This is a genomic window from Methylobacterium sp. 174MFSha1.1, from assembly GCF_900116815.1.
Classification (GTDB): domain Bacteria; phylum Pseudomonadota; class Alphaproteobacteria; order Rhizobiales; family Beijerinckiaceae; genus Methylobacterium.
Genome location: NZ_FPCB01000060.1, coordinates 1 through 22,485 on the forward strand (window position 1 = coordinate 1; position 22,485 = coordinate 22,485).

Consider the following 22,485-nt stretch of genomic DNA (forward strand, 5'->3'; position numbering starts at 1 on the left):
AGGTAGAGGAACCCGGCACGCGTTGGGATGTAGGTGATGTCTGCGACCCAGAGCCGGTTGGGTTCATCGGCCGCAAAGCTGCGGTCGACCAGGTCCGGAGCCGGTCGGGCCTCCTGATCGCGCCGCGTCGTCACCGGTCCGCCGCGGCGATGGCACGCCCCGACGAGACCCGCCTGTCGCATCAGCCGGGCGATGCGCTTGCGGCTGTGAGCCTCGCCCTGGTCGCGCAACTCCGCCTGGACGCGCGGCGAGCCGTAGGTCTGGCGCGAGCCCAGGTGGATCGTGCGGATGCGCCGAAGCAAAGCCTCGTCCGCCTGTACCCGCGCCGAGACGGGACGGCCGGTCCAGGCATAGTACCCGGCCCTCGAGACGCCCAGCACACGCGCCATGACGGCGATCGGGAAGTGCGCCTGGTTCGCGCTCATGAACCGGAAGATCCCGACGGCAGAACTCCGGTCTCGCGCGCAAACCAGGCTGTCGCGCGAGAGAGGATGTCGCGCTCCAGCTTCAGCTGACGGTTCTCGCGCCGCAGCCGAAGCAGCTCATCGCGCTCGCTCGCCGACAGCGCGGCCGCAGTAGCAGCAGGCTTCGCCTCCCGGCGTCCCTCCTGCTGGTCAGCCTCGGTCACCCAGTTGCGGATGGCTTGGGCCGACGGCTCGAACTCACGGGCGAGATCGGTCGGATCGCGTCCAGCGCGGACCAACTCGACCATCTGGCGGCGGAACTCCGCCGGGTACGGGGGACGGGTTCTCGGCATGGCAAAAACACCTCACGCGAAAGCGTTCTTGGTGTCCACCGATCCGGGGCAATCCCAATCCCAGTCATCGACTCAGTTCGCGGGTGGGGGTGAAGCCGGCAAGCAGGTCGCGGACATTCTCACCCCAGCCGCGCCGGCAGCCGCAGGAAGCCGCGGAAGCGCACGCGCTGCGAGCGGACCGGCGCGCCGTCGAGGCGGTAATCCGGGAAGCGGGCGAGGAAGCGCGAGAGCGCGATCCGGCCCTCCAGCCGGGCCACCCCCATGCCGACGCATTGATGGATCCCGCTCGCGAAGGCGAGGTGGCGGTTGGGGCCGCGGGCGACGTCGAAGGTGTCGGGATCGGGGAAATGCGCCGGGTCGCGGTTGGCGGCGCCGATGCAGAGCGTGATCTGGGTGCCGGCCGGGAACTCCCGGCCCTCGATCGCGAAAGCGGTCGTCGCGACGCGGTTGCCGAGCTGGTTCGAGCTCTCGAAGCGCAGGATCTCCTCCACGGCCTTGCGCATCAGGTCCGGCTCGGCGAGGAGCCGGGCCCGCGCGTCGGGGTGCTCGGTCAGCAGGTGGAGCCCGTTGCCGATCAGGTTGGTGGTGGTCTCGTGCCCGGCATTGAGGATGAAGATGCAGTTCTGCAGCAATTCCTCCGGCGACAGCCGCTCGCCGCCGACCTCGCCCTGGATCAGGCGGGTGAGGATGTCCTTGTCCGGGTCGCCCGGGTGGCGGCGGCGATCCGCGACGAGATGGTCGAGATAGGCCAGGAACTCGGTCACCGCCCGGTTGCCGGCGGCCTCGACCTCCGGCGACAGCACCGGTTCGAGGGCGCCGAGGATCGCCAGCGACCAGTCCCGCAAGGGGCCGCGCTCCGCCCGCGGCACGCCGAGCAGGTTGCCGATCACCTCGACGGGGATCGCGGCGGCGAAATCCTCGATCAGGTCGATCTCTTCACGCGAAGCGGCCGCGTCGAGCAGGCCGTCCACCAGCGCGACGATGCCGGGCTCCATCGCGGCGACCGCCCGGGGGTTGAGCGCCCCGGCGATGATGCGCCGGACCCGGGTGTGGCGCGGCGGATCGTTGAAGACGAGGCTCGTCGTGTGGTGGCGGTAGAGCGGGCAGGCCCCCTCCTCCGCCACCCGGAACTTGGTGCCGAACTCGACGGTCTTGTCCGAGCTGAAGGTCGCGGCGTCCTTGTAGACCCGCTCCAGGTCGGCGTAGCGCGACAGCAGGATCTGGGCCTCGCCCGAGGACGTCCGCCCCATCACGTGGACCGGCGCGTGCGCGCGCAACGCCGCGTAGACCGGGTAGGGATCCGCGATGAAGCCCTCCGGCAAGTGCCGGAGGTCGAACCCTCGAGCGAGCGCGGGATCGCTCGTCATCCGCGCCCGTTCCCCGCGCAGGCCGGGTTCATCGGCAGGAACGCCTCTTCCTTCGGGATGGTGCGCAGGACCTCGTAGAGGTCCCACGGCCCCTTGGACGCGCCCGGCTCCTTCGCGCGGTAGAGCACGGGGTCGTAGAGGAGCCGCCCGTCGGCCCGCAGGGTGGCCGGATGGTCGAAGAACGCCACCGGCAGGCTGCGCATGGCGGCGTTCGCCGCCACCGCCTCGTCGGTGCCGGCCTTGTCGACCCCCTTCAGGTAGTGGGTGACGGCGGTGTAGATCAGCGCCTGGTTCTTGGTCGGCATCGCGCCGGTGCGCTCGAAGAAGCGCTTGGCGAAGGTGCGGGCGGCGTCGTTCTGGTCCCAGTAGAACGCCTCCGAGAAGGTCAGGCCGTGCGCCACCGGCAGGCCGAGGCCCTTGATGTCGGTGACGTAGACGAGGAAGCCCGTCAGCGTCTGGCGCCCGCCGGTCAGGCCGAACTCGTCGGCCTGCTTGACCGCCTTGGTGAAGTCGTCGCCGACGCTGGCGAAGGCGACCACGTCCGCCCCCGAGCTCTGGGCCTGGAGCAGGAAGGAGGAGTAGTCCGCGGTGTTGATCGGGTGGCGCGAGGTGCCCACCACCTTGCCGCCGAGCGCCTCGACCACCGTGGTCGCCTCCTTCTGTAGGGCGTGGCCGAAGGCGTGGTCGACGGTGATGAAGTACCAGGACTTGCCGCCGCGCTCGAACACCGCCCGGGCCGTGCCGGCGGTGAGCGCGTGGGTGTCGTCGGTCCAGTGCGAGCTGACCGGGGAGCAGGTCTTGGCGGTGAGGTCGGAGGTCGCCGCCGCGGTGATCATCACCGTGCGGTTCTTCTCCTTGGCGACCGCCTGGACGGCCAGCGCGATCGCCGTCACCGGCAGGTCGACGACGGCGTCGACCTTGTCGACGTCGTACCAGCGCCGGGCGATGCTGGAGGCCACGTCCGGCTTGTTCTGGTGGTCGGCCGAGACGATCTCGACCGGCTTGCCCCGCACGGTGCCGCCGAAATCCTTCGCCGCCATCTCGGCCGCCGCCACCGAGCCGCGCCCGCCGCTGTCGGCGTAGGGCCCCGAGAGATCGGTGAGCACGCCGATCCGCACCACGTCGTCGGAGATCTGCGCCGCGGCGGGCCCCGCGAAGGGGCCGGCCAGCGCCGCGAGCGCGAGGAGCGCCCCGCCCAGGGCGGTGGTGAAACGGATCATCGCTTGGCTCCTCCCGGCGCCCGCGTCGTCCGCGCGTGGTCGCCCTGTCGTCACTTCTGCCTTCACAGCCGATCCGGGCCGGTCTGGCAAGGGTGCTTCGACGGGTTCTTCGGCGGTTCTTCGGCAGGACGACGTCAACCTGTTCGTGGGACGCTGGGTCTTGAGAACCCGGGTCGCGGCACCTTGGGCCGGGCCGGGAAGCACGGTACGGTCCGCGTCCGCCGCGACGGTCCACGCCGCCGGTCGTGATGGCCGGCATCGCCGCCGAGACGAGCCACCGAGATCGCCCGCATGCTGAAGCCCGCGCCATGCTAAAGCCCAAGCCGAGCCTCGGTCTCCTCGCCGACCTGCTCGACGGCCTCGACATCGGCCTGTGCGCGTTCGACGCCGAGGACCGGACGCTCGCCTGGAACCAGACCTTCCTGTACCTCTTCCCCGAGCATGACGGCTTCGTCCATGCCGGCGAGCCTTACCGAGAGAACCTGCTGCGGTTCTACCGCACCCGCCTGACCTCCGACGAGCTTCCCTACATCGAGGAATACGTCGCGAGCGGGATCGCGCGCCACCAGGCCCAGACCCGGCCGTTCGAGTTCGAGCATCGCGGCACCTGGCTCCAGGTCTCGGCCCAGACCATCCCGGGCCTCGGCCGGGTGCGGCTGTGGCGGCAGATCACCCGGGCGGCCGAGCCCTCCCGGTCCAACCCCGCGGATGTCCGCGTCGGCGCACCGGACGGCATCGCGGCGGCCAATGCCGACGGGCGCATCGTCTCGGCCAACTGGCAGTTCGGCCAGCTCTACGGCCTGCCCCCGGGCGAGGCCGTAGGCCTGACCCTCGAGGCCGTGGTAGCCCGGGCCTGGCAGGAGGCCTACGACGACGCGCCGGCTCAGCTCCTGGCGCATGTGCGCGAGGCGCAGCGTTTCGCGGGGGCGCCGTTCGAGGTGCCGCTGCCGGGCGAGCGCTGGATCCGGGTGATCGAGCGGGTGCGCGAGGGGGGAGCGCGCACCGGCTTCCACTTCGACATCAGCGCGCTCAAGCGCGAGCAGGCGGCGCTCCGGGCCGAGGGGGCCGAAGCCCGCCGCAGCGCGAGCCTGTTTCGCGGCATCATCGAGCACGCGCCCGCCGGGATGCTCGTGGTCGGGGCTGACGGCCGGCTGGCCGAGGCGAACCGCGCCTTCCGGTCGGCCCTCGGCGACGGGCCGGACCCCGTCGGGCGCCCGCTCGCCGCCCTCGTCCTGCCCGAGGATGCCGGCGTGCTCGACGCGGTGCTGGCGGAAGTGCAGGCGCAAGGCGCCGAGGATCGCGGGCCGGCGATCGGCGAGATGCGCTTTCCGCGCCGGGACGGCAGCCCGATGTGGGCCCGGGTCTCGGCGGTGCGCCTGCACCTGCCGCCGGATCCGGTCGCCACGCTGCTCCAGGTCGAGGACATCACCGCCCGGCGCGAGGCCGAGCGGCGCATCGCCCACATGGCGCGCCACGACGCCCTGACTGACCTGCCGAACCGCACCCTGTTCCGCGAACGCCTCGACGCGCTGCTCAGGGACGGCGCCGGGGCGGTCCTGTGGCTCGACCTCGACCGGTTCAAGGTGGTCAACGACACGCTCGGCCACGCCGCCGGCGACGCGCTGCTGTGCGAGGTCGCCCGGCGCCTGCGGGCGGTCCTGGCGCCCGGCGACACCATCGCGCGGCTCGGCGGCGACGAGTTCGCGGTGCTCCTCGCCGACGGCGACCCCCTGGCGGCATCGCGGGCCGCCGCCACCCTGATCGAGGCGATGCAGGTCCCCGTCGCGATCGCCGGCCGGCCGATGCATGTCGGCGTCAGCATCGGCGTCGTGCTGGCCCCCCGCCACGGCGGCGACGCCGACACCCTGATGGCCCGGGCCGACCGGGCGCTCTACAGCGCCAAGGCCGCCGGCCGCAGCACCTTCCGGCTCTACGACCCGGGCATGGATGCGGCGCTCGCCGAGCAGCACGACCTCGAGCTCGACCTGCGCCTCGGCCTGGAGCGCGGGGAATTCGAGCTGCACTACCAGCCGATCGTCACGGCGGACGAGCGGCGGGTGGTCTGCCGCGAGGCGCTGGTGCGCTGGCGCCACCCGACCCGCGGCCTCGTGCCGCCGGCCGCCTTCATCCCGCTCGCCGAGACGACCGGCCTGATCGACCGCCTCGGTACCTGGATCCTGCGCCGGGCCTGCCGCGACGCGGCCGCCTGGCGCGACGGCACGCGGGTCGCCGTCAACGTCTCGGCAGCGCAGGTGCGGCACGGATCCCTGATCGCCGCCGTCCAGTCCTCTTTGCGCGACTCGGGCCTGGGGGCGGACCGGCTCGAGATCGAGATCACCGAGAGCCTGCTGATCGACGGCGGCGAGGCGGTCGACCTGCTGCCGGCCCTGCGCCGCCTCGGGGCGCGCATCGCGCTCGACGATTTCGGCACCGGCTACTCGTCGCTCAGCTACCTGCGCCGCTTCCCCTTCGACACGATCAAGATCGACCGCTCCTTCATCGCCGACATCGCCGACCCCGATACCGCCGCGATCGTGCGCGCGGTGGTCGGCATCGCCGCCCAGCTCGGCGCGACGGTCACCGCCGAGGGCATCGAGACCGAGGCCCAGCTCGCGGCGGTGCGGCAGGCCGGGTGCACGGAGGCGCAAGGATTCCTGTTCGGCCGGCCGGCGCCGCTGGAGGCGGGGTGTGAGGAGGCGATGCCGGCTGGGGGGTGAGCGGCGTCAGTGGGCTTCGTTGACGATGGGATCGTCAATCGCGCCGGCTGAACGCACCTTGCGAACCTGCCCGCCCTTTGTGGGTGAGGGTCTGCCGCACGAGCACCTTGGCACGGATCGTCGTGCAGCCTTGCGGACATGCCCGGGGCTCTGGATGGACCCAAGGCGCGCCGGTCTCGATCATGGGACAGATCGCCGTCAGCGCATCCGCGAGAGACGGCGAACCCGTTGTGCCGCTGGTATCGACGGCCTAAGATGCTGATGCGCAAACACGATCTCGGGCCGGTCCGAGAGCGGCCGGGCCGTTGACTCATCTCGACGTGTCAGGCCGAGCCTGGAAGTCCAGAACCGTGGGCTAGGCGACGATGCGAGACCGGAACCAACGATCGTTTCCGATGACCATCGGTATGACTTGGATGCATTCCGCGTCGCGGACCGATCCGGGATCCGTCCAGGCGCTCAACTCTTCTTGCGGAACGCGTCCAGGCTGACCACCGAGGCACCCTCCTGGGGAGCATCGGTACGCTCGGCAGCCTCGTCGGCCTTCGCCTCGTCAGCGGCCTCGTCCTTGGGCGAGGCGTCCTTGGCCGCCGGCTTGGCCTCGGCCTTCGCGGCGGGCACGATCTTCGGCAGGTTGCTGCCGATCGCCGGGACCTTCGGCAGCGCCTCGCTCGGCTCGGAGCCCGCGCCGCGGATCGCCCGCAGGGAGGTGGTGCCGGCGGGGGCCGCATCCTCGTTCGTCGCCGTGCCGTCGTTGAGCTCGAACTTCAGGCCGAACTGCACCGAGGGGTCGAAGAAGCCGGTCACCGCCTCGAACGGCACGAGAAGCCGCTCCGGCACGCCGGAGAAGGACAGCCCGACCTCGAAGGTGTGCTCGGTGACACCGAGGTCCCAGAACTGATGCTGCAGGACGATCGTCATGTCCTGCGGGTATTTCTCCCGCAGGCGCTGCGAGATCCGCACGCCGGGATAGTCGGTCCGGAACGAGACGTAGAAATGATGCTCGCCGGCCAGGCCGTCGCGTGCCGCATCGCCCAGCACCTTGCGCACGACGTTGCGCAGGGCATCCTGCACCAGGAGATCGTAGCGAATCAGATCGTCTGCCATCAACCGTTGCCTGGCGCCGCATCGCTCGCGGGAAGGGAATTCGAGTGGAGGCTTCTGTTGCCAGGTGCCTCCGAACCCCGCCTATTCGGTGCTACCCGGTAGGACTTCGTTTGGTATTGGGGACCGCTTACGCGGCCACCGCCACCGGAGCAAAGTTGTCGTTGGCAACTATTGCATTGGCCCGATAACGGCGGAACCATGCCGAGCGAAAGCTCAACCTTTACGCCCTCGTCGATCCTATTTCGCCCCCGCCGAAGCCCGAACCGCACGGGCCGTTCCGGGCTTGGGTGGAGGCGCCGGGTACCGCCCCCGGGTCCGATAGGTTTATTTCGAAGAACGTTTATCGCCATAGCCGGCCTCGCGACCGGCAAGGCGAATATAGAGGGTCCCGTGCCGCTTTTGAAGCCCGCCGCGCGTCATTCTGTGACCGTTTCGCGATGTGATGCGCCGGCGCCAGCCTCCGGGCCCCCGAAACCGCGTCCGCGGGGGCGTCCCTGGCTCGGCGTCGGGATCGCCATCCTGTGGGTGCTGGTCCTGCAGGTGGCCGCGTTCGGGCTCGTCTACGGGGGGGTCGCGGCCATCGGTCGCCTGCCGGCCCTGCCGCCCGGCCTGCTGCCGTTCCCATCCTTGAGCGGCAGCGAGCGGGCGCTGCTCGCCCTGACGGTGCTGCCGCACGCCGCGCTCGCGCTCCTCGTCCTCGCCGGCCGGATCCGGCCGGGCCCGCACCTCGGCTTCACCCGCCCCGCCCTGTCGCGGCGCGCCGTGCTGCTGATCCTGCTCTGGCCGCCGCTCCAGGTCGCCGGCACCGCCCTGCTGCTCTGGCTCTCCGGCCAGTCCCCGGTCCGGGCCTGGCGGCTGTCGCCGTTCCTCACCGGCGGGGTGCTCTGGACCTGGGTCCTGTGGCTGGTGGTGCTGGCGCCGTTGGCGGAGGAGATGCTGTTTCGCGGCGAGCTGTTCGGGCGCCTCTCCCGTCTCCTGTCCCCCGCCGCCACGGTCGCGGTCAGCGCCGCGGTCTTCTCGCTCTGCCACGCCGAACGCGGCCTGCTCCAGCCGGTCTCGGTCCTGCCCCTCGGGGTGGCCTTAGGCGTCATGCGGCTGTGGACCGGCAGCCTGTGGCCCTGCCTCGCGCTCCACGCCGCGAGCAACGGCGCCGTGATCCTGGCGCGGGTGTGGAGTACCGGCTGATTCCACGTCCCGGGCGCTGCGATTCCAGCCGGACCCGCGTTATCCTGCCGGGCTACGCGGCCGGAGCGGGACACCGCCTCCCCGCTCAGAGCCCTTGGAAGCCCGCCGGGCGCCGCACGGCGCCCCGGGCCGTTTTCACGCGGAGGATGTCCGCCATGCGCCCCTACCACGCCCTCCTCCAGCGCATCCTCGACGACGGCGTCGAGAAGCACGACCGCACCGGCACCGGTACCCTGTCGGTGTTCGGCCACCAGATGCGCTTCGACCTCGCCGAGGGCTTCCCGCTCGTGACGACGAAGCGGCTGCACCTGAAGTCGATCATCCACGAGCTGCTGTGGTTCCTCGCCGGCGACACCAACGTCGCCTACCTGCAATCGAACGGCGTCACGATCTGGGACGAGTGGGCCGACGAGCACGGCGACCTCGGCCCGGTCTACGGCCGGCAGTGGCGATCCTGGGCCAAGCCCGACGGCGGCAGCGTCGACCAGATCGCCTGGGTGCTCGACGAGATCCGCCGCAACCCGGATTCGCGCCGCCTCGTCGTCTCGGCCTGGAACCCGGCCGACCTCGACCGCATGGCGCTCGCCCCGTGCCACTGCCTGTTCCAGTTCTACGTCGCCGACGGCCGGCTCTCGCTCCAGCTCTACCAGCGCTCGGCCGACGTTTTTCTCGGCGTGCCGTTCAACATCGCGTCCTACGCGCTCCTCACCCACATGATGGCGCAGGTGCTCGATCTGACCCCCGGCGACTTCGTCCACACGCTGGGCGACGCGCACCTCTATTCCAACCACATCACCCAGGCCCGGAAGCAGCTCTCCCGCGAGATCCGCCCGCTGCCCCGCCTGCACCTCGACCCGTCGGTGCGCTCGCTGTTCGATTTCCGCTACGCCGACATCGGCATCGAGGGCTACGACCCGCACCCGGCGATCCGGGCGCCGGTGGCGGTGTAGGGATGAGCCCTGGCATCGGTCGAGCGGAGCTCCAGGGCCTGGCCGACGAGAAGTCCGCCGACGCGGAGTTTCTCTGCGCGGCCGGGCGCTTCTCGAACGCGTACTACCTCGCCGGCTACGCGGTCGAAATCGGCTTCAAGGCGGTCATCGCCCGCCAGTTCACCGCCGACACCCTACCGGACCCGCGCTTCGTGCGGAGCATCTACACGCATGCGTTGACGGAACTCGTCGTCGCGGCGGGGATGACAGGGGATCTGAAGTCCCGCGCGCTCGCAGACCCCCATTTGAACCGACACTGGACGACGGTCATAGGCTGGAGCGAGGCGGCCCGCTACCGGCAATGGGACGGCCCGTCGGCGCGAGCTATGATCGAGGCCGTCGGCTCTACTCACGGAGTGCTGCCATGGATCCGTTCGTTCTGGTGAGGCCGAATCTCGCTGGCGGCCTCGCCCTGCTCGATCATCTCGACCGGGAATTCGGCGAGATCCGGGCCGCCCTCTGGGTGCGGGAGGATTTCGATTTGCCCTGGCGCCTGTGGATTGCCCCGGCACGCCGCGACGTCGACCGGGACGCCTTCATCGATGCGGTGATCCGCATCACGCAAGCTCACGACCGCGAACTGGCGGGGCTGATGGCCTACGACGTCCAACTCATCTCAGCGGACCATCCGGCGATGCCGCACCTGCGGATCATCGCCCCCGTCGACGGCACGCCGCCGATCTCGCTGACCAATCACCTCCTCGGCAGCTTCTTCCTGCCCGAGGCGGTCGTGTTGCGGATGCGGTGATGCCCGATCCCCGCATCACCCTCATCGTCGCCGTGGCGAAGAACGGCGTCATCGGCCGCGACAACGCGCTGATCTGGCGCCTGCGCAGCGACCTGCGGCGCTTCCGTGCCCTCACCATGGGCAAGCCGGTGGTGATGGGGCGCAAGACCTGGGACTCGATCGGCCGGCCGCTGCCGGGACGCCGGGTGATCGTGCTGACCCGCGACCCCGCCTGGGAGGCGCCCGGCACCGAAACGGCGGCCGGCTGGGATGAAGCCCTGCGGCTCGCCGGAGACGCGGAGGAGGTGATGGTGGCCGGCGGCGCCGAGATCTACGCGCTGGCCCTGCCGCATGCCGACCGGATCCACCTCACCGAGGTCGACGCCGCGCCCGAGGGCGACGCGCGCTTTCCCACGCTTCCCGCATCGTTCCGCGAGGTCGCCGCGGAGGCGCATCCGGCGGGTCCCGAGGACGAGCACGGCTTCCGGTTCGTGACGCTCGCGCGTCAGCCGGGGCACGACACGTCCGACGGAGAGAAACCATCTCACGATTCCGGGTGCGGCGATGGAACTCCCGTGCCATCGCAGAAACCTTGAGAATTCGGCCCGGGCCGGTGGTTGCTTTCGCGTGAGGCTCGGCCGATATCGCAGGGGAGCGAGACCAGAGCAGTGCGAGTGCCGCGCGGGACGCGAGAGACAGCGCGGGGCGTGCCGGCCGGGAAAGGACGTGGGCGAGCATGCCTTGGAGCAATCAGAGCGGCGGCAGTGGCGGCGGCGGCAACGGGGGCGGTCCCTGGGGCAATCGCGGCGGCAATAGCGGCGGTCCCTGGGGCGGCGGTTCGGGCGGCGGGGGCGGTGGCCCCTGGGGCGGCGGCGGCGGCTCGGGCGGCGGCAACCAGCCGCCGGACCTCGAGGACCTGCTGCGCCGCAGCCAGGACCGGCTGAAGAATCTGATACCCGGCGGCGGCTCGGTCGGCACCAAGGGCGCGATCCTGGCGGTGCTGGTCGTGCTGGTGCTGTGGCTGATGACCGGCTGGTACACGGTGCTGCCGAGCCAGGTCGGCATCAACACGGTGTTCGGCCGCTATACCGGCCAGTCCGGCGAGGGCCTGCGCTACAACTTCCCCTATCCGGTCGGCGCGGTGGTGAAGCCGAATGTCGGTGAGTCGCGCAGCATCCAGGTCGGCTACCGCTCGGGCGCCGGCGCCCAGCGCTCCCGGGACGTGCCCGAGGAGAGCCTGATGCTCACCGGCGACGACAACATCGTCGACATCGACTTCGACGTGCAGTGGCGCGTGAACCCGGCCAAGGCCGAGGATTTCGTGTTCAACCTCCAGAACCCCGAGGGCACCATCAAGTCGGTGGCCGAGAGCGCGATGCGCGAGGTGGTCGGCCGGCGCCAGATCCAGGCGATCCTGACCACCGAGCAGTCGAGCGTGGCGCAGGAGGTGCAGCAGATCATCCAGAAGGCGCTCGATTCCTACGGCGCCGGCGTGCTGATCAACGTGGTCCAGCTCCAGGGGGTGAGCCCGCCCTCCGAGGTGCGCCAGGCCTTCGTCGACGTGAACGCGGCCCAGCAGGACGCGGCGCGTGCCCGCAACGAGGCCGAGACCTATGCCAGCCGCGTCGTGCCCGAGGCCCGCGGGCGCTCCTCGCAGGTGCTGCAGCAGGCCGAGGCCTTCAAGTCCCAGGCCACCGCCGAGGCGACCGGCCAGGCCGCGCGCTTCCGCGAGGTCTACGAATCCTACAAGCTCGCGCCCGCGGTTTCCCGCGAGCGGATGTTCCTCGACACGATGGAGAAGGTTCTGGGCGGCGTGAACAAGGTGATCATCGACCAGGGCGGCGCGGCCGGCGCCGGCGCGACGGCGGCCGGCGTGCTGCCGGTCCTGCCGCTGCAGGATTTCGCCAACGCCGCCCGTCCGGCCCAGGGGAGCGCGCGATGAACGGCAACGTCCTCCGCACCGGCCTCGTGGTCCTCGGCGTCCTCGTCCTGGTGCTGATCTACGCCTCGGCCTTCACCGTGAGCCAGACCCAGCAGGCGCTGGTGCTGCAGTTCGGCCGGGTGCGCACCGTGCTGAACCAGGCCGGCACCGACAAGCCGGGCCTGTACTTCAAACTGCCGTTCTTCGAGAGCATCACGCTGTTCGAGAAGCGGCTGCTCGACCTCGACCTGCCGGTGCAGACCGTGCTCTCGGCCGACCGGCAGAACCTCGAGGTCGACGCCTTCGCCCGCTACAAGATCAGCGATCCGCTGCGCTTCTACCAGTCGGTGAACAACATCCAGGTCGCCAACCAGCGCCTGTCGAGCTTCACCAACGCGGCGATGCGCAACGTGCTCGCCAGCGCCTCGCGGGACGCCATCGTGCGCACCCAGCGCGAGGCCCTGATGAACCGCATCCAGGAAGAGGTGAACCGGCAGGCGAAGAATCTCGGCATCGAGATCATCGACCTGCGCCTGACCCGCGTCGACCTGCCGGCGGCGAACTCGCAGGCGGTCTACCAGCGGATGCGCACCGAGCGCGAGCGCGAGGCGGCGGATCTGCGCGCCAACGGCGCCCAGGTGGCGGTCACCATCAAGGCCAAGGCCGACCGCGACGTGACGGTGCTCGTCGCCGAAGCGAACCAGAAGGCCGACCAGCTCCGCGGCCAGGGCGAGGCGGACCGCAACCGCATCCTCGCCGACGCCTTCGGGCAGGACCCGGACTTCTTCGCCTTCTACCGCTCGATGCAGGCCTACGAGAAGGGCCTGAGCGGGCCCGAGACCCGGCTGGTGATCAGCCCCGGCTCGGAGTTCTTCCGCTACTTCAACGATCCGCAGGGCCGGGCACGCCCCGCCGCGGCTCCGGCGGCCGGCCAGTAGGCCGGCGGCCTCCACCGCGGACCGACACCTGACGATACCTGAGCGCCCCGCCCCGGCGGGGCGCATTGTTGTGACGGCGGGCCTCGCGGCCGGCCGGGCGGCGGAGAACGAGACAATGCGACCGCAGGGGGGAACAGGGCAGCGGGGAACGGGGACCGCCTGCAGGCGGCCGCGGGGGTGTCGGCCGTGAAGGAGATCCTGCCGTGAAGGATCTCGTCGCCGCCCTGGGCCTCGCCCTCGCCATTGAGGGCCTGCTCTGCGCCGCCTTCCCGGCGGCGATGCGCCGGGCGATGCAGGAGGCCTCGCAGACCCCGATGGAGCGGATGCGCCTCGTCGGCCTGCTCTCGGCCGCCGCCGGCGTCGTCGTGGTCGGCGTGGTGCGCCTGCTCCTCGGCTGAAGCCTGCGCCTCGCGCCCCCCTCACCGCGACCGCCCGGATCGCCTTCCCGGACCGACGCTTCGGACGCGACCGGCCGGGACTTGAACCGACCGGCCGGGAGACGATCTTAAGGGACGCTCCCGGCCCGGTCGCCGGGAGCTGCCCGGTCGGGACGGACGGAGGCGACACTAGGCCTCCCCGTTCTCGCGCCGGGCCGAACCGTGATGACGACGATCCTGCCCAACGAGGTTCCCTGATGGCCGCTTCCTCGCGCCGTAACCCCGCCTTCGCGAGACGGCGCCTGCCCGCCCTCGCGGGGGCCCTCCTGGCCCTGTCGGTCGGCACGGCGTCGCTGCCGGGCGTCGCCCTGGCCAAGGGGCCCGAATCGCTGGCCGACCTCGCCGACCAGGTGACCGACGCGGTGGTGAACATCTCGGCCTCGACCACCGTCGAGACGCGCAGCCGCACCCTGCCCCAGCTGCCGCAGGGCACCCCCTTCGAGGACCTGTTCGAGGAATTCTTCAACCGCCGCGGCCAGGGCGGCCAGGGCGGGGGCGAGAGCCAGCCGCGGGCGCCGCGCCGCTCGAACTCGCTCGGCTCCGGCTTCATCATCGATTCCTCGGGCATCGTGGTCACCAACAACCACGTCATCGGCGACGCCAACGACATCCAGGTGATCCTGCATGACGGCCGCAAGCTGAAGGCCGAGATCATCGGCAAGGATTCGAAGATCGACCTCGCGGTGCTGCGGGTGAAGCCCGATCCCGACCGGCCCCTCAAGTCGGTGCCGCTCGGCGACTCCGAAAAGATGCGGCCGGGCGACTGGGTGATCGCGATCGGCAACCCGTTCGGCCTCGGCGGCTCGGTCTCGGCCGGCATCGTCTCGGCCCGGGGCCGCAACATCGAGTCCGGCCCCTACGACAACTACATCCAGACCGACGCGGCCATCAACAAGGGCAATTCGGGCGGTCCGCTGTTCAACATGAACGGCGAGGTGATCGGCATCAACACCGCGATCCTGTCGCCGACCGGCGGCTCGGTCGGCATCGGCTTCGCGGTACCCACCGCCACCGCCGGCCCGGTGATCGACCAGCTGCGCCAGTTCGGCGAGGTGCGCCGCGGCTGGCTCGGGGTGCGGATCCAGAACGTCGACGACACCACCGCGGAAGCGCTCGGCCTCAAGGGTGGCGGCCGCGGCGCGCTGATCGCTGGCGTCGACGAGAAGGGCCCGGCCAAGACCGCCGGCCTCGAGGTCGGCGACGTGATCACCAAGTTCAACGGCGTCGACGTCAAGAGTTCGAGCGACCTGCCCCGCATCGTCGCCTCGACCCCGGTTGGCAAGGTCGTCGACGTGACCACGGTCCGCAAGGGCCAGGAGCAGACCAAGCAGGTGACCCTCGGCCGCCTGGAGGACAGCGACAAGCCGCAGCAGCAGGCCAATCTCAGCCGGCCGCAGCCGGAGGCGGACGTCACCCGCCAGGCGCTCGGCCTCAACCTCACCGGCCTCTCCGACGAGGCGCGCAAGCGCTTCGGGGTCAAGGACAGCGTCAAGGGCGTGCTGGTCACCCGGGTCGACCCCAACTCCAACGCCGCCGACAAGCGCATCCAGCCCGGCGACGTCATCGTCGAGGTCGGCCAGGAGGCGGTGAATTCCCCCGCCGACGTCACCCGCCGCATCGACCAGATCAAGAAGGACGGCCGCAAGTCGGCGTTGCTCCTCGTCTCCAACAAGGAGGGTGAGGTGCGGTTCGTGGCGTTGAGCCTGGAGTAGGCGAGAGGTGTGTGGCGGGTTTTTGCACTCGCCGCACCCATTCACGGCGCCTGTTCGATCTTCTTCAACGGCATTGTCACTCACTTCGTCATCCCGGGGCCGCGCAGCGAAACCCGGGATCCATAGCCGCCGACGTTTCAGAACGAAGCGGAACGCTGACCGCCTATTTCTCGAACCTCAGCGGTTATGGATTCCGGGTTCTCGCCTTTCGGCGAGCCCCGGGATGACGATCGAGGAAGCTCAAAGCACTTTACCTGAACATCCTTCGATGAGCCGGCCCTATTCAGGCCGGCCCTCCCCTCACTTCTGCGCGTCAATCAGCGGCGACCACGTCGGGTCGGAGGCGTAGGACGGGGTCGGGACCGGCTGCTCGACCTTGCCGGTGATGTCGACCATGTAGAGCTTGCCACCGGCCTGGCCGCCGGGATCGCGGAAGAACATCACGTACTGGCCGTTCGGCGCCCAGGTCGGGCCCTCGTTGTGGAAGCCCTCGGTGAGCACCCGCTCGCCGCTGCCGTCGGGCTTCATGATGCAGATCGCGAACGAGCCCTTCCGCTGGCGGGTGAAGGCGATGTAGTCGCCCCGCGGCGACCAGGCCGGCTGCGAGGCCGAGCCGTCGCCGAAGGACAGGCGGCGCGGGCTCGAGCCGTCGGCGCCCATGACGTAGATCTGCTGCTGGCCGCCGCGGTCGGACTCGAACACGATCTCGCGCCCGTCCGGCGAGAAGGACGGCGAGGTGTCGATGGCGTTGGCGTTGGTGATCCGGGTCTGCGCCTTGGAGGCGAGGTCCATCACGTAGATGCTGGCATTGCCGCCGTCCTGGTCGCTCATCACCAGGCGGCGCCCGTCCGGCGAGAAGCGCGGGCTGGTGCTCATCTCGGCATTGGTCGGGATCACCTGGCGGGAGCCGGTGGACAGGTTGATCACCTGGACCCGCGGCTGCTGGCCGGTGACCTGCGACATGTAGGTGATGTCCTGGGTCGAGGGCGAGTAGCGCGGCGCCACCACCGAGGCCTCGCCGCTCGTCAGGTAGCGCACGTTGGCGCCGTCCTGGTCCATGATGGCGAGGCGCTTGCGGCGGTGCTCCTTCGAGCCCGATTCGTCGACGAAGGCGACGCGGGTGTCGAAGAAGCCGCCGATGCCGGTGATCTTGGTGTAGACCGCGTCCGAGATCAGGTGGCCCATCCGCCGCGCGTTGGCGCCGTCGCCCGCATATTGCTGGCCGACCATCTGCTGGCCGGACAGGACGTCCCACAGCCGGAACTCGGCCTTGAGCCGGCCCGACCCGTCGCGGGTGACCCGGCCGGTGACGAGGCCCTGCACGCCGGTCTCCTTCCAGGCGGAAAAATTCGGGGCGGCGTCGAAGTTCGGGTTCTCGGGGAAGCGGGCCTTCTCGACAGGCGTGAAGTAGCCCGAGCGCTTCAGGTTGCTGGTCACGATGCCCGACAGGGTCGGGCCGAGGCTCGGATCGCCGGAGAAGTCGGCGATGGCGATCGGCATCGGCTGGAAGGCGCCGCCGGGGCCGATGCGCAGGTTGAGCTGCGCCTGCGCGGGGGCGGAGAAACCCGACACGAAGCCGGCGGCGAGGCACAGCCACAGGAGCGCGGCGAGCGCGTGACGCAATCGCGAGGAGGAGGGCATGGGAGGGGACGTCCGTCTTGGGTGAAACAGGCGGCCGGAGCGGACCATGTCAGGCCCGCGGCAGCTCGAACTCCGCGTTGATGACCCGCCAGTCGTTGTAGAACGGGGCGTACTGGGACGGGATGCGGAAGGGCGCGCAGCGCCGCACCGCCCGCACCGCGGCTTCGGCGATCGAGCGGTCGACCGCGCTGCCGCCGGCGCGCAGGATGCGCGGATCGGTGGTGAGGGAGCCGTCGGGGTTCAGGCGGATGTCGAGCTGCGGCAGCACGATGCCCTGCGCGGCACCGGGGGGCGCGGAGTAGCAGCGCTCGATCTGCTGCTGCAGCAGGCCGACCAGGGCGTCGCGTTGGCTTGGGTTGAGGCGCTGCGACGTGCCGGTGGCGGCGCCAAGCGCCGCCGTGCGCTGCACCTCGCGGCCGGTGGCGCCGGTCGAGTGCGACGGCCCATGGGCCGCCAGCACGTCGCGGATCGCGCCCGAATTGAATTTGGCGGCGAGTTCGGCCTGGTGCCGCGCCTTGGCTTCGGCGGCGGCCTTGGCCCTCGCATCCGCCACGGCCTTGGCCTTGGCGGCAGCCTCGGCCTTCGCCTTTGCTTCCGCGGCGGCGTGGGCCTTGGCTTCGGCGTCCGCCTTCGCCTGCGCTTTCGCCTCGGCTTCAGCCTCGGCCTTGGCTTCGGCCTCTGCCTTCGCCTCGGCGCGAGCCTTCGCGTCGGCCCGGGCCTTGGCCTCGGCCTGAGCCTTCGCCTCGGCTTGAGCCTTGGCTTCCGCCCGCGCCTTCGCTTCGGCCTGAGCCTTCTCTGCCTGCGCCTTCTCTGCCTGAGCCTTGGCCTTCGCTTCGGCCTCCGCTTCCGCCTTGGCCTCGGCCCGGGCCTTGGCGTCGGCCTTCGCCTTCGCGGCGGCCTTCTCGGCAGCCGCCTTCTCAGCTGCCGCCTTTGCTTCGGCCAGTTCCTCGCGCCGGATCGCCTCGGCCTCGGCCTTCTCGGTGGCGGCCTTCTCAGCCGCCGCCTTGGCTTCCTTGGCCGCCGCGGCCGCGGCCGCCTTGGCGGCAGCCTTCGCGGCCTCCTTGGCAGCTTCCTTGGCCGCCTCGCGCGCCGCTTCCTTCGCCGCCTCCTTGGCCTCGCGCTCCGCCTCGGCCTTGGCTTCGGCGCGGGCTTCGGCCTCCGCCTTGGCCTTCGCGGCGGCAGCGGCTGCCGCGGCCTTCTCGGCATCCGCCTTGGCGGTGTCGGGGCGCGCGGGCGGGAGCGGGGCGGGCTCGGGCTGCTCGAGGGCCGGGCGCAAAGGCGGCACCGGCATCTCCTCGGCGTTGGCGACCTTCATCTCCGGCGGGCGCGTCGGCGGCGTCGGGACGTCGGACTTGGCCTCGCCGGGGTCGTTCTCCTGCTGCTTGTCGGCGACCCGGTCGGCGCGCGGGCTCTTGGCGGGGGCCTCGCCGTCGCGCTGGCCCTTGGTCAATTCCGAAAACTGGTTCTCGGTGATGACCTCGACCGGCACGCCCTCCTCGGCCTGCGGCAGCACGTGCGAGGCGGCGGCGAAGAGCGCCAGCCCGATCAGCACCACGTGCGCGCCGGCCGAGACCCAGACGCCGGGTTCGGACCTGTCGAAGGGAAACACCACGGCGAACCCCGCCTCACTAACGCTGGTCGGGCTCGGTCACGAGGGCGACCTTCTTGAAGCCGCCGCTCGTCACGATCGCCATCACCTGGGCGACGCGGCCGTAATCGACCCGCTTGTCGCCGCGCACGAACACCCGCTCCTCGAAGCCGTCCTTGGCGGTGGCCGAGATCCTGGCGACGATCGCGTCGTCGGTGAGTTCGTCCTCGCCGAGGAAGACTTGGCCGGTCTGGCGGATCGAGAGGGTGACCGGCTTCGAATCCTGGTTGAGCGGAGCGGCCTTGGTCTGCGGCAAGTCGAGCGGCACGCCGACGGTCATCATCGGCGCGGCGACCATGAAGATGATCAGGAGCACCAGCACGACGTCGATGAACGGCGTCATGTTGATCTCGTTGATCGCGCCGCCGCTCCGCCGGCCGCGCCGACGGCGCCCGCCGCCCTGTGCCGCTCCGGAGGCCATGCCCATCTGGCTCAATCCTTCCTTGAGTGTCGCTTGGTCAGGCCGCGAGGCCGATGCGCTCGTCGATCTGGCGCGACAGGATCGCCGAGAACTCGTCGGCGAAGCCTTCGAGGCGCCCCTGGGACTTGGCCACCGAGGCCTGGAGCTTGTTGTAGGCGAGCACCGCGGGGATCGCCGCGAACAGCCCGATGGCGGTGGCGAACAGGGCCTCGGCGATGCCGGGCGCCACGACCGCGAGCGAGGTGTTCTTCGAGGCGGCGATCGACGTGAAGGCGGTCATGATGCCGAACACCGTGCCGAAGAGGCCGATATACGGGCCGGCCGAGCCGATCGAGGCGAGGAACAGGAGGCGCGATTCGAGGCGCTCGACCTCGCGCTGGATCGTCACGTCGAGCACCTTGTCGATGCGCTGGCCGAGGCTGCGGATCGAGCGGCCGGAGCCCTCGTAGGAGCGGCGCCACTCGCGCATCGCGGCGACGAACAGGGCGGCGAGCCCGGTCGCCGGCTTGTCGTTGTAGGCGCGGAAGAGCTCCTCCAGCGGCCGGCCGGACCAGAACTCCTCCTCGAACGCGTCCATCTCCGCCTTGGTGCGGCGGAAGAGCAGCGTCTTGTCGATGATGATCGACCAGCACCAGATCGACGAGCCGAGCAGGCCGAGCATCACCACCTTGACGACGAAGTGGGCCTGCCAGAACAGGCCGAACATCGTGATCTCGGCCACGGGCATCGCCTGGGCGGCATCGGCGGGATTCATGCGGCTTATCCTCGCGTCCCGGGCCGATGAACGGCCCGCGGGCACTCCAACCGGGATCGGGGCTTTTCGTATCGTGGTTCGATCGCGCCCGAATCTGTCGAAAGTATGGGCCGCCGCTCCACGAAAGAGCTTTCGCCCGCCGCGAGTTAAGCTCCCGCCAGGGTTAAGGAATGGTGAGCACGATCGCTCAACGCCGCGTGAGCGTCCGGCGCAGGGCCTCCGGCAGGCGCACGGCGCGGCCTTCGCGCACGCAGGCCACCACGACGTCGGCCCGCACCAGGGTCTCGTCGCCGCGGCGCACCTCCTGGTCGAGATGCATCGAGGCGCCGCGCAGGTCCCGGGTCGCGGTCAGCACCGTCAGGGCGTCGTCCATGCGGGCGGGCTTGAGGTAGTCGAGGGTCATGCGCCGCACCACGAAGACGAGCCCGTCCGCCTCCCGGTGCAGGTCGGACTGGTCGCCGGCGAGCCCGCGCAGCAGCTCGGTCCGGCCCCTTTCCATGAAGCGCAGGTAGCTCGCGTGGTAGACGAAGCCGGAGAAATCCGTATCCTCGTAGTAGACGCGCACCGGTAGGGCGTGGGCGTCAAGTGGCATGGTCTCGGTCACGCTGGGTCAGTCCTCTCGTTCCACAGTACACGACACAGCAGATTGCGCGGTGCGGTAACGACGGCCGAGAGCATGAACCCTCCCCCCTCTGCGGGGGAGGGTGGCGAACGGAGTGAGCCGGGAGAGGGGAGCCACGCGTCCGGATATAGCGGACCCGTTCCGACGGGCGCCCTCTGGATGAACGTCGCGCTGCCCCTCTCCCGCCCGGCTCCGCCGGGCACCCTCCCCCGCAGAGGGGGGAGGGTTCATGCTCCCGACCGTTGGCTCCCGCAGTGCGCAACCTGCTGTGTCGTAAACGTACTTCTCAGTCAGGCACCGGCCTCCGCCCCCAACTCCACCAACACGATCTCCGGCGGCACGCCGAGGCGGATCGGTGCGATGCTGAGCCCCAATCCCCCCGAGATCACGAGGTCGCTCGCCTCGCGGACATGGCCGTAGACGAAGCGGCGGGGATAGCGCGACGGCACCACCGGCGACCAGCCGAACAGCCGCACCTGCCCGCCATGGGTGTGGCCCGACAGGGTCAGCGCCACCCGGGCCGGCACCTCGGCGAAGATGTCGGGCTCGTGCGCGAGCAGGATCATCGGCGCGCCGTCGGGCACCGCCGCCAGGGTGGCGGGCAGGTCGTGCAGGCCGACCCGCCCGCGGCCGGTGCGGCGCCGGGCCGGCAGCAGGGCGAGCTGGTCCTCGAGCCCGGCGAGCCAGACCGGGCCGGCCCGGGTCGCGAGCGGCACGGCCTCGTTCGACAGGACCCGGATGCCGACCTGCGTCAGCGCCGTGCCGGCGGCGGTCGGCCCGTGGCCGCGGCGCAGGGCCTCCGGATCCTCCCACCAGTCGTGGTTGCCGAGCACGGCGTAGACCCCGAGGGGCGCCGTCAGGCCGGCGAGCACCGGCGCCCATTCGGCCGCCGGAATGACGCGGGTGACGTAACGCTGGCCCACCATGAAGTCGCCGACCAGCACCACGAGATCGGCCTCGAGCGCGTTGGTGGCCGCGACGATGCCGGCGATGCGCTCCAGGCTCATCCAGGGATCGCAGGCATGGATGTCGGTGAGGACGGCGATGCGAAGGCGCAATCCCGCCGGCCAGGGCGCGGCGGGGTTCGGCTCGATCGCGTAACGGGTCACGACCTGCCGGAACGGCTCGATCCCGGTGGCGTAGGCGCCCGTGCTGACACCTGAGAGCGCGACGGCGCCCGCTCCCTGGAGCACGCGGCGGCGGGTGAACAGGCGGTACCCCCTGCCCTCCTCACGCATCCTCGTCCCCGGGAAAGAGCCCGAACTGCACCGTGGGATCGCGGTTCGGCTCCGGCAGGCCGAGATGGCGGAAGGCGTGGGCGGTGAGCACCCGGCCGCGTGGGGTGCGCTGCACGAAGCCCTTCTGGATCAGGTAGGGCTCGATGATCTCCTCGATCGCGTCGCGCGGCTCGGAGAGCGCCGCCGCGATCGTCTCGACCCCGACCGGCCCGCCGTTGAACGAGTGGGCGATGATGTTGAGGTACTTGCGGTCCATCGTGTCGAGCCCGGCGGGATCGACGTCGAGGAGCCGCAGGGCCCGGTCGGCGATGGCGCGGGTGATGGTCGGCGCGTCCTCCACGATGGCGAAGTCGCGCACCCGCCGCAGCAGCCGCCCGGCGATGCGGGGCGTGCCGCGCGCGCGCTTGGCGATCTCGTTGGCCCCGTCCGGCGCCATGCCGATGCCGAGCACCCGGGCGCCGCGGCTGACGATGAGTTCGAGCTCGTCGATGTCGTAGAATTCGAGCCGGATCGGGATGCCGAAGCGGTCGCGCAGCGGCGTCGTCAGCAGGCCCGCCCGGGTGGTGGCGGCGACGAGCGTGAATTTCGGCAGCTCGATCTTCACCGAGCGGGCGGCCGGCCCCTCGCCGATGATCAGGTCGAGCTGGTAATCCTCCATCGCCGGATAGAGGATCTCTTCCACCGCCGGGTTGAGGCGGTGGATCTCGTCGATGAACAGGACGTCGCGCTCTTCGAGGTTGGTGAGCTGCGCCGCCAGGTCCCCGGCCTTGGCGATCACCGGGCCGGAGGTCGAGCGGAAGTTCACCCCGAGCTCGCGGGCGACGATCTGGGCGAGCGTGGTCTTGCCGAGGCCGGGGGGACCGACGAACAGCACGTGGTCGAGGGCCTGGCCGGTCTTCTTCGCCGCGTCGATGAACACCTGGAGGTTGGCGCGGGCGGCGCGCTGGCCGGTGAAGTCGGCGAGGCTGAGCGGCCGGATCGACGCGTCGGCGTCGTCCTCGCGGCGCTCGGGGGTGAGGAGGGCTTTGGGCTTGCTCAAGCGGGACCTGACGGGCTCTCGACGGACGGCGCGAGGCCGGCGGCA

At 70.8% G+C, this 22,485-nt stretch carries 21 protein-coding genes, 1 other RNA gene and 1 pseudogene; 10 read left to right on the plus strand and 13 right to left on the minus strand.

Going from position 1 to position 22,485, the window contains the following annotated elements; all coding sequences use genetic code 11:
- The 4 genes from BM430_RS31730 to BM430_RS31745 form a co-directional block, all read right to left on the minus strand.
- Positions 1–425: IS3 family transposase (locus BM430_RS31730; RefSeq protein ID WP_143132191.1), on the minus strand; the 425-nt coding region annotated here is incomplete at its 3' end.
- Positions 422–712, minus strand: coding sequence for a hypothetical protein (locus BM430_RS31735; protein WP_177303237.1), 291 nt, complete (start codon positions 710–712; stop codon positions 422–424). The genes BM430_RS31730 and BM430_RS31735, both read right to left, overlap by 4 nt.
- 164 nt (positions 713–876) lie before the next feature.
- A complete protein-coding gene (locus tag BM430_RS31740; protein ID WP_093571191.1) occupies positions 877–2,124 on the minus strand; it encodes a cytochrome P450 in 1,248 nt (415 codons plus the stop codon).
- A complete protein-coding gene (locus tag BM430_RS31745) occupies positions 2,121–3,344 on the minus strand; it encodes an ABC transporter substrate-binding protein (RefSeq protein ID WP_093571192.1) in 1,224 nt (407 codons plus the stop codon). Before BM430_RS31745 ends, BM430_RS31740 begins: the two co-directional genes overlap by 4 nt.
- A gap of 308 nt (positions 3,345–3,652) precedes the next feature.
- On the opposite strand from BM430_RS31745, the gene BM430_RS31750 reads away from it, so the two are divergent.
- Positions 3,653–6,061: an EAL domain-containing protein gene (locus BM430_RS31750; RefSeq protein ID WP_177303238.1), complete on the plus strand. Its 2,409-nt coding sequence runs from the start codon at positions 3,653–3,655 to the stop codon at positions 6,059–6,061.
- 459 nt (positions 6,062–6,520) lie between these two features.
- Here the strand turns inward: BM430_RS31750 and BM430_RS31755 are convergent, their stop codons facing one another.
- Complete coding sequence (locus BM430_RS31755) at positions 6,521–7,168, minus strand: SspB family protein (protein ID WP_093571194.1); 648 nt, start codon at positions 7,166–7,168, stop codon at positions 6,521–6,523.
- 43 nt (positions 7,169–7,211) lie between these two features.
- Positions 7,212–7,576, minus strand: a transfer-messenger RNA (tmRNA) gene (ssrA, locus tag BM430_RS31760).
- A 117-nt stretch (positions 7,577–7,693) separates the two neighbouring features.
- Between ssrA and BM430_RS31765 the strand changes: the two genes are divergently transcribed.
- The 9 genes and pseudogenes from BM430_RS31765 to BM430_RS31805 all read left to right on the plus strand — a co-directional run bounded on the left by BM430_RS31765 (position 7,694) and on the right by BM430_RS31805 (position 15,077).
- Entirely contained in the window at positions 7,694–8,353 is a 660-nt protein-coding gene (locus BM430_RS31765; protein WP_093571195.1) for a CPBP family intramembrane glutamic endopeptidase, read from the plus strand.
- Between the two features lie 155 nt (positions 8,354–8,508).
- A complete protein-coding gene (locus BM430_RS31770) occupies positions 8,509–9,303 on the plus strand; it encodes a thymidylate synthase (protein WP_093571196.1) in 795 nt (264 codons plus the stop codon).
- Between the two features lie 2 nt (positions 9,304–9,305).
- Entirely contained in the window at positions 9,306–9,728 is a 423-nt protein-coding gene (locus tag BM430_RS31775) for a hypothetical protein (RefSeq protein WP_093571197.1), read from the plus strand.
- The gene (locus BM430_RS31780; protein ID WP_093571198.1) at positions 9,707–10,090 is read left to right on the plus strand and encodes a hypothetical protein; all 384 of its coding nucleotides are present in this window, start codon (positions 9,707–9,709) and stop codon (positions 10,088–10,090) included. Before BM430_RS31775 ends, BM430_RS31780 begins: the two co-directional genes overlap by 22 nt.
- Positions 10,090–10,575, plus strand: a pseudogene (locus tag BM430_RS31785) (dihydrofolate reductase); the annotation flags it as partial. The gene BM430_RS31780 and the pseudogene BM430_RS31785, both read left to right, overlap by 1 nt.
- A 230-nt stretch (positions 10,576–10,805) precedes the next feature.
- Positions 10,806–12,011: an FtsH protease activity modulator HflK gene (hflK, locus tag BM430_RS31790; protein ID WP_093571200.1), complete on the plus strand. Its 1,206-nt coding sequence runs from the start codon at positions 10,806–10,808 to the stop codon at positions 12,009–12,011.
- The gene (locus BM430_RS31795) at positions 12,008–12,928 is read left to right on the plus strand and encodes a protease modulator HflC (RefSeq protein WP_093571201.1); all 921 of its coding nucleotides are present in this window, start codon (positions 12,008–12,010) and stop codon (positions 12,926–12,928) included. Before hflK ends, BM430_RS31795 begins: the two co-directional genes overlap by 4 nt.
- A gap of 203 nt (positions 12,929–13,131) precedes the next feature.
- Positions 13,132–13,326 (plus strand): DUF2065 family protein, encoded by a 195-nt coding sequence (locus tag BM430_RS31800; protein ID WP_093571202.1) that lies wholly within the window; start codon positions 13,132–13,134, stop codon positions 13,324–13,326.
- Positions 13,327–13,562: 236 nt separating this feature from the next.
- Complete coding sequence (locus BM430_RS31805) at positions 13,563–15,077, plus strand: DegQ family serine endoprotease (RefSeq protein WP_093571203.1); 1,515 nt, start codon at positions 13,563–13,565, stop codon at positions 15,075–15,077.
- Between the two features lie 300 nt (positions 15,078–15,377).
- On the opposite strand, the gene tolB is transcribed toward BM430_RS31805, so the two are convergent.
- From tolB to ruvB, 7 genes are all read right to left on the minus strand, one after another.
- Positions 15,378–16,718 carry a Tol-Pal system beta propeller repeat protein TolB gene (tolB, locus tag BM430_RS31810; RefSeq protein ID WP_093571204.1) on the minus strand — a complete coding sequence of 447 codons (1,341 nt, stop codon included), beginning with the start codon at positions 16,716–16,718 and terminating at the stop codon, positions 15,378–15,380.
- A 49-nt stretch (positions 16,719–16,767) separates the two neighbouring features.
- Positions 16,768–18,327, minus strand: a complete 1,560-nt coding sequence (gene tolA, locus BM430_RS31815; protein WP_143132193.1) for a cell envelope integrity protein TolA — start codon at positions 18,325–18,327, stop codon at positions 16,768–16,770.
- A gap of 19 nt (positions 18,328–18,346) precedes the next feature.
- Positions 18,347–18,793, minus strand: a complete 447-nt coding sequence (locus BM430_RS31820) for an ExbD/TolR family protein (RefSeq protein WP_177303239.1) — start codon at positions 18,791–18,793, stop codon at positions 18,347–18,349.
- Between the two features lie 31 nt (positions 18,794–18,824).
- Positions 18,825–19,541: a protein TolQ gene (gene tolQ, locus BM430_RS31825; RefSeq protein WP_093571205.1), complete on the minus strand. Its 717-nt coding sequence runs from the start codon at positions 19,539–19,541 to the stop codon at positions 18,825–18,827.
- Between the two features lie 187 nt (positions 19,542–19,728).
- Positions 19,729–20,133: a tol-pal system-associated acyl-CoA thioesterase gene (gene ybgC, locus BM430_RS31830; RefSeq protein ID WP_093571216.1), complete on the minus strand. Its 405-nt coding sequence runs from the start codon at positions 20,131–20,133 to the stop codon at positions 19,729–19,731.
- A gap of 320 nt (positions 20,134–20,453) precedes the next feature.
- A complete protein-coding gene (locus tag BM430_RS31835; RefSeq protein ID WP_093571206.1) occupies positions 20,454–21,401 on the minus strand; it encodes a metallophosphoesterase in 948 nt (315 codons plus the stop codon).
- The gene (gene ruvB, locus BM430_RS31840; RefSeq protein ID WP_093571207.1) at positions 21,394–22,440 is read right to left on the minus strand and encodes a Holliday junction branch migration DNA helicase RuvB; all 1,047 of its coding nucleotides are present in this window, start codon (positions 22,438–22,440) and stop codon (positions 21,394–21,396) included. The genes BM430_RS31835 and ruvB overlap by 8 nt, the downstream gene beginning before the upstream one ends.
- Positions 22,441–22,485: the final 45 nt, after the last annotated feature.